Origin of the sequence: Paracoccus rhizosphaerae (assembly GCF_026162645.1) — a bacterium.
Lineage (GTDB): Bacteria > Pseudomonadota > Alphaproteobacteria > Rhodobacterales > Rhodobacteraceae > Paracoccus > Paracoccus rhizosphaerae.
This window is the reverse complement of record NZ_JAOTBE010000143.1, coordinates 1-2,366: the sequence shown is the minus strand read 5'-3', so window position 1 is coordinate 2,366 and position 2,366 is coordinate 1. Positions and strand designations below refer to the sequence as shown.

The following is a 2,366-nucleotide window of genomic DNA, read 5'->3' as shown; positions in this document are numbered from 1 at the left end:
TGGTCAGCGTAATCCGCACTGCATCCTTGCGAAATTCATCCGTCCTGACTGTGCCCATGGTTCATCTCCTCTGCTGCACATTACGTGGTCAAAGGAGCGGCACCAAACCGCGACAGGTCCAGAACGGTCGCGAGCGCGGCGCGGGCGTGGTTCAGGGACGAGAACAGCGTCTCGTTCAACAACTCGTCGCGCAGACAGCCATTGAAGCTCTCGATGAAGGCGTTCTGGGTCGGCTTGCCCGGCGCGATGTAGTGCCAGTCGATCTTTCGGTCATCGGCGAAGGTCAGGATCGCGTTCGAGGTGAACTCGGTGCCATAGCATGTTGGGAAGAACACGCCGGAGAAGGTTATGGCCGCCCGCGGAGCCAACAAAATCGCGCAGCGGGCGGCCATGACCGGGCTCAGATCTCTATGGTGGTTTTGCGAACCACACCATGGAGGAGACCCAGTCATGACCAAAGCCAATCATATGCCGGATGCGCGCGTTCTGGTAGGCATCGACATTTCCAAGAACAGGCACGATGTGCTGATTGCGGTTCCAGGCAGGACGCGCCGCAGGCGCTTGACGGTGCTGAACACTGCTGCGGACTACGAGCGGCTGATTGGGACCCTTCGCAGCTTCGGATTACCCGTTACGATGGGGTTTGAGGGTCAAGGCACTGCCTTGACGGCAACTATCATCATGCGTTGATGTTCGCCTTGGTGCAGCCGGTTTCAAGCTGAAGCTCGTTTCCTCGCTGGCGCTCGCCCGCACCCGCGAAGCGCTGCACAACAGTTGGGACAGTCGAAGGGACCGTGGCCGCGGTGAGGCCGCGTAAGCCCGAAGACGACCCGAAGGATGCGCAGGTCATCCTGCACATGCTTGAGATCGGCGCCGTGCAGGTCTTCCTCGATCCTCTGGTTGCGGGCACCCGTGACATTCAGGAACTGCCGAAGACCTATGAGATGATTGCGCAGGCCAAGACGGAGCTCTGGCACCGCATTCTGACCCACTATCTGCCGCTCTATTTTCCGGAAGCGGACCGGTTCCACCGCAGCTCGCGCGGAGATTGGTTTCTGGCCTTCCTCGAGGCTTTTCCGTCGCTCCACATGATCACCGCGATGGAAAAGGACGAGTTCATTGCTGAGGCTTGGCCGGTTGTGGGCCGGCGCGTCGGCAAGGCAGCTCTTCTGGCAGATATTTATGAGACATGAAGAACTTCGGTGGGCCTGCCTGTTGCGCCGGACTCGGATGCAATTCGCATGTTCCGCCTGGTTCTGGCTCAGGGGCGTCATCTGATCCAACAGCGCAATGTCATCGAAGCCCGCGCTGTCGAGTTACTCACGGACAATCCGGACTATCGCCTGCTGCGCACCATCCCAGGGATAGGGCCGATCAATGCCCTCGCCGTTCTGGCAGAGGCCGTCAATCTGAGGCGCTTCCGACATCACCGCCAGTTCCTGAAGTTCTGCGGAATGGACTTGGCAACTGTGCAATCCGGCGTCGCCCATCGGGCTTGAACCGATGGCCCTCGATGGGCAACTCCGCGGCAGGAGCAAGATCTCGAAGTATGGTAATGCCCGCCTGCGCCGGACGCTGTGGTTGGCCAGCCAGGCCGCCGTGCTCAAGCCGGCTAACAGCTTCCGAGACAAATTCGAGCGCTACATTGCACAGGATCGGCATAATCCCGACCTCCGTCGGAAGGCCTACACAGCCATCGCCGCAAAGATGGCGCGCACCATTCACGCCGTGATCAAATCCGGCGAACCCTATCGCCCCTTCTTTGCAGGGGCGAGCCCGAGCGGAAGGATCCTCCCTGGTGAGCCGTGGAGGCGCCAACAGCCACCTCGTAGATAATGTCGGCGTCGTCGGGGAAACAGTCTCCCGGACTGTTTCCTGATCCTCCTCCATCCGCTTGGGAATTAGGATCTCGTCTTAAGGACGGTGAGGGCGGCGTTCTGGCCGACCCTGTATTCGGCTCATGGGAGAGACCACTTCTTGACGGCGGAGCCCGCTCGGGCGAACATCTTCAGGGTATCCCGTCGCGCGGATGCCCCGTGATCTGACGCCTTAAGGGCTCGTTCGCTCCTGACATAGGACGCTGTCGCTGACCACCGTCGCAGGCTTGCCACGCGCCTCAAACAGCGTTGCGAGTTCCCGCGCCACCCTTGCGCCCGAGGGCGAAGTGTCAGCGATCAGCGCGAGGCACTCCCGCGTGCAGTAATCGACTAGGGTCATGATCCGAAAGCGGCGGCCATCGGTCAGTTGCCACTCGATGACTGCCTCTATGCCCTGCAGCCGTCCATCCCACACCTGACACGATCAGCACTGCACCGATGCTTGCAACGCCATGGCATCTCGCGCTTGCCTGACGTCGAGGGCGACAA

At 60.7% G+C, this 2,366-nt stretch carries 4 pseudogenes; 2 read left to right on the top strand and 2 right to left on the bottom strand.

The annotated features are described in order from the left end of the window. Positions 1-128: 128 nt before the first annotated feature. Positions 129-314: pseudogene (locus OC184_RS19905) on the bottom strand (integrase core domain-containing protein); the annotation flags it as partial. A gap of 136 nt (positions 315-450) precedes the next feature. On the opposite strand from OC184_RS19905, the pseudogene OC184_RS19900 reads away from it, so the two are divergent. Further along, a pseudogene (locus OC184_RS19900) lies at positions 451-1,836 on the top strand (IS110 family RNA-guided transposase). 243 nt (positions 1,837-2,079) lie between these two features. On the opposite strand, the pseudogene OC184_RS19895 reads toward OC184_RS19900, so the two are convergent. Continuing rightward, positions 2,080-2,244, bottom strand: a pseudogene (locus OC184_RS19895) (IS3 family transposase); the annotation flags it as partial. Here OC184_RS19895 and OC184_RS19890 point away from each other — a divergent pair. Then, positions 2,245-2,366: pseudogene (locus tag OC184_RS19890) on the top strand (IS481 family transposase); the annotation flags it as partial.